Source organism: Flavobacterium sp. A45 (genome assembly GCF_002001005.1).
Lineage (GTDB): Bacteria > Bacteroidota > Bacteroidia > Flavobacteriales > Flavobacteriaceae > Flavobacterium.
Window position 1 is genome coordinate 1 of sequence record NZ_MUNX01000002.1, and the last position, 255, is coordinate 255.

General features: G+C 45.1%; 1 protein-coding gene. It reads left to right on the top strand.

What is annotated here, in order from left to right:
* A partial coding sequence (locus B0E44_RS18660) for a hypothetical protein (RefSeq protein WP_165688739.1) occupies nucleotides 1–255 on the top strand: 255 nt, incomplete at both ends.

The following is a 255-nucleotide window of genomic DNA, read 5'->3' on the forward strand; positions in this document are numbered from 1 at the left end:
GGTTGTACGGCAGATCAAGTGTTGAACTTGACTGTAACGCCAAAACCTGTAGATATAGTAACGAATCAAACCATTTGTTCGGGAGCGACCTTCACCTGGAACGGTACGGATTATACAACGAATCAGATAGGAACAAGATTCCCAGGAGCAGACGGTTGTACGGCAGATCAAGTATTGAACTTGACTGTAACGCCAAAACCTGCAGATATAGTAACGAATCAAACGATTTGTTCGGGAGCGACCTTCACCTGGAAC